This window comes from Okeania sp. SIO2B9, assembly GCF_010672505.1.
GTDB lineage: Bacteria > Cyanobacteriota > Cyanobacteriia > Cyanobacteriales > Microcoleaceae > Okeania > Okeania hirsuta.
The window spans coordinates 1-3,407 of sequence record NZ_JAAHGK010000860.1 but is presented as its reverse complement, the minus strand read 5'-3'; the positions used below and the strand labels follow the sequence as shown (position 1 = coordinate 3,407).

Here is a 3,407-nt window from a genome sequence, read left to right as displayed (position 1 = left end):
CCAGAAATAATATATTCAGCAACAATTGATACTAACTCTGATGAAGTAAAACTAATCATCAAATAATAACCACTAGCTTTTTTGACTATCCTAGCTTGTTTAGCTTGAAAAAAATCTGGATATGGCCTACTTTGTTTAATCTTACATCCAACCTACCTGAGGCAGTTTAACTCTATATATTGCCTAAGCAATTTTTCAGCATTGCTGGAAAAATAAAACTTCTCAGTTTTTTCTTAAACCTTGGATAACTTTTTCCTTGAGATTTCATATCAGAAAAAGCTCGATCTAAAGTCTTTAAAGTTTGTTGTAAAACTTGGGCATTTACTAAATTAAAGTTAGTCTTAGTTTTCTTCGCTATTGTTAAGTTTTTTGCTTGATGATGATAATTAGGATAAGCTGCATCACCAGAAATAATATATTCAGCAACAATTGAACAACTATTAATTGGTGATTTTTTTGAACTTAGCCAGTTTTTCCGCTCTCTTAGTGCGAATTATACACGCTTTTGCAAACATCAAGAATCTGATTAATTTCTACTTCTTGATGTTTAGTCGGTTTAAGCTTGTATTGGTAAGTTAGAGTAATCAAGTATCCGTTTATTTTTTTCTGAATTTAAAGGTGCAATTATAACACAAAGACAAATCTTTCACCTGTCGCAATGAATATATTTTCTGGTTGCAATTCACCTCCCGCTAAATCGAAGATGATAATGGGAGATGAATTGCAACATTTTCAGATAGACTCATAAGAGTAATATGGCATTTTTCTTACTTTAAAGTCAAAATGGAACTAATTGTCTATGAGTTTTGTTTCATGTATCAAATATTGAGTTGGTTACTACATAGAGTAATGATGAATCAAAGAGGAAATGTTTTTCCCACTCTTCTCGGCGGCCTTTTCCCTGTCATATAATACCAACCTCAAAAAATAAGGCTTTCGATAACGTCACACCACTAAATTCCTAATTGTCCTAATTACTGATTATTTTTCTAATGTGGATGAGATAAATCAATACTATAAAATTTTAGAACTTGAGCCTGGTGCCTCTCTAGATCAAGTGAAACAAGCTTACCGAGATTTAGCCTTTGTCTGGCACCCAGACCGCTTTGCCCAAAATACTCGTCTCCAAGCAAAAGCTCAAATTCGTCTCAAAGAGATTAATGAAGCTTACGGAAAATTACGGTATTTTTTGAATGATTCTCAACCACAAACTATTCCGAAACGAAAAACTCCCAGTCAAACACAATACTCATCACCTCGTCGTCCACCTTCTCCTCAACCTTCCCCCTCTCCTCAAAGGCCAGAAAATTCTAACGCTAATAATCATTTTCAACAGTTCTCTGTCCACACTCATCAACCACATTCAGCAACTTTCAGTATTCCTTGGGGTAGTTTAATTGCCACTTTCCTGTTTTATGCTTTGACTGCCTGGGTATTAGTTATTTACAAAGCTCCTGTCTGGAGTTGGGCCGTGGTTGAGGGCGTGGCATGGATGGGAATGACTGTTTTGGCAATTGAAGGAACGGGTTCTCAAAGATGTTGGGTGATCGCTTTATTGGGTGCTGGAGGGGGAGCAGGTTGGATAGCTGGAAATTCTGTGGGAGGTATAATCACTGCTTTGGCATGGGCCATGGTTGGATGTAGTCTAGGGTTAATTGCTGGCACTGAACCTAAGGCCAGGACAGTTGCTGCTGTGGTGACTATTGATGGAGTAATTGCTTTGGGAGGATTTTTGGCTGGTAATGGGGCTGAAAATGTATTATTGGTGATTGTTGGTTCTATTATTTGGGCTGCTGCTGGATTTATTTTTGGGACAATAGTAGATGCTGTGATTGGTTTGAAGACTGGTACTGGTGTTGGCAGTATGCTTGGGTTTATTGTGGGAGCTTGGGTTGGAGCTTGGTCTGCAGCTTGGAATTCTACTCGGTCTAAAGCTGTGGCGATCGCTTTGGCTAGTGCTGGGCCTAATATTATTGTTGGGTTATGGGTAGCTATTGGTATTGTGGCAGGAGTAGTTGCTCAAATGGTTGCGGGAGAAAAGTTGATAGAGTTGTTTAATGGATTTTCTACTTTTTTGATTTTAGCTATTATTTCTGGATTAGGTTTAGGTTTTGGCTGGTGGCTTTCCACAATTATAGTGTGATTTATGACTTCTTCAGCTTTGCTCTTTCCCTTCTACTTTCAGGTGATTTTATACCAAATTGATAAATGTTTGCTACAAATATCTAGGGTATTTCGTAATAATTCAGCAATTCTGAATTCAGCAATTCTGAATGAATAGATTTAATGCCATTTTTAATGTTGTAAATTATCTTTTTCGTCAAATAGACTTTATATGAAACTATGCGCTATGGTGCTGATTATTCGTAACTCTTTTTTGATGCATGGTATTACTCTTTAATAATGAGCTGGTCTCTCATCCTAAAAACCACATATTTCTATGATTTCTTCTTCCTTATTCCTCCTTCCTCCTTCCTCCTTCCTTCTTCTTTCTTCTTTGTCTTTAAATGCTAGGGAATTTTGATAGTTGATTAGTTTTTAATAAATTTTCAAACTTGGATGTGGGTAATGGAGCACTGAAGAAATAGCCTTGAATTTTGTCACAGTCATATTTACGAAGAAAGTCTAATTCGGATTGAGTTTCTACTCCTTCAGCAACTACTTTTAAGTTTAAATTATGAGCCATTATTCAAAATAAAAGTTATTTGGATGCTCTTAATTATATGTCGGAGCTTCAGTCGGAGGGAAAAATTAAGCATTTGGCTTTAACTAATTTTGATACTGAACATTTGAAAATTATTATTGAAAGTGGAATTAAGATAGTCTCTAATCAAGTTCAATTTTCTCTAGTAGATCGTCGTCCTTTAATAGAAATGGTACAGTTTTGCCAAGAGCATAATATTCAGCTTTTGGCTTATGGTACATTATGCGGTGGTTTGCTCTCAGAAAAATATTTAGTATTTAGATTCTTCAGAACCTCATCCAAAAGACCTCAATACTGTTAGTTTGAAAAAGTATAAAAAGATGGTTGATACTTGGGGTGGTTGGAGTTTATTTCAAAAATTATTAAATCTGCTAAAAAAAATTGCTGATAAACACAAAGTTAGTATTTCAAATGTGGCAGTTCGCTATATTTTAGAACAGCCTTCTGTGGCAGGTGCTATTGTCGGAGCAACGCTGAGTATTTCAGAAAATTTGCAAGATAATTCTCGGGTGTTTCATTTCAATTTAGATGTAGAAGATTATCAGCAAATTGATAATTTAAGTAGGGAGTCACGGAATTTGTTTAAAATTATTGGTGACTGTGGTGATGAATATCGAAGATAGGAGTCAGAAAACAAAGTTAAAAAAACTTAAGAAAGAAGGAGGAAAATAAATAAAGAATTAAAAAGTAAGAAAAAAATAAT

General features: G+C 35.3%; 3 protein-coding genes and 1 pseudogene. 2 read left to right on the top strand and 2 right to left on the bottom strand.

All coding sequences use genetic code 11. The features are described from left to right. Window positions 1-483: 483 nt before the first annotated feature. Window positions 484-588 carry a helix-turn-helix domain-containing protein gene (locus F6K13_RS35385; protein WP_161564595.1) on the bottom strand — a complete coding sequence of 35 codons (105 nt, stop codon included), beginning with the start codon at window positions 586-588 and terminating at the stop codon, window positions 484-486. 406 nt (window positions 589-994) lie between these two features. Here F6K13_RS35385 and F6K13_RS24610 point away from each other — a divergent pair, with 406 nt between their 5' ends. Beyond that, on the top strand, window positions 995-2,143 hold the full coding sequence (locus F6K13_RS24610; protein ID WP_124145717.1) for a J domain-containing protein: 1,149 nt from the start codon (window positions 995-997) through the stop codon (window positions 2,141-2,143). A gap of 360 nt (window positions 2,144-2,503) precedes the next feature. Here F6K13_RS24610 and F6K13_RS24605 read toward each other — a convergent pair whose 3' ends face one another. Continuing rightward, entirely contained in the window at window positions 2,504-2,686 is a 183-nt protein-coding gene (locus F6K13_RS24605; RefSeq protein ID WP_124145718.1) for an EAL domain-containing protein, read from the bottom strand. Window positions 2,687-2,690: 4 nt separating this feature from the next. Between F6K13_RS24605 and F6K13_RS24600 the strand changes: the two are divergent. Further along, window positions 2,691-3,327, top strand: a pseudogene (locus tag F6K13_RS24600) (aldo/keto reductase); the annotation flags it as partial. Window positions 3,328-3,407: the final 80 nt, after the last annotated feature.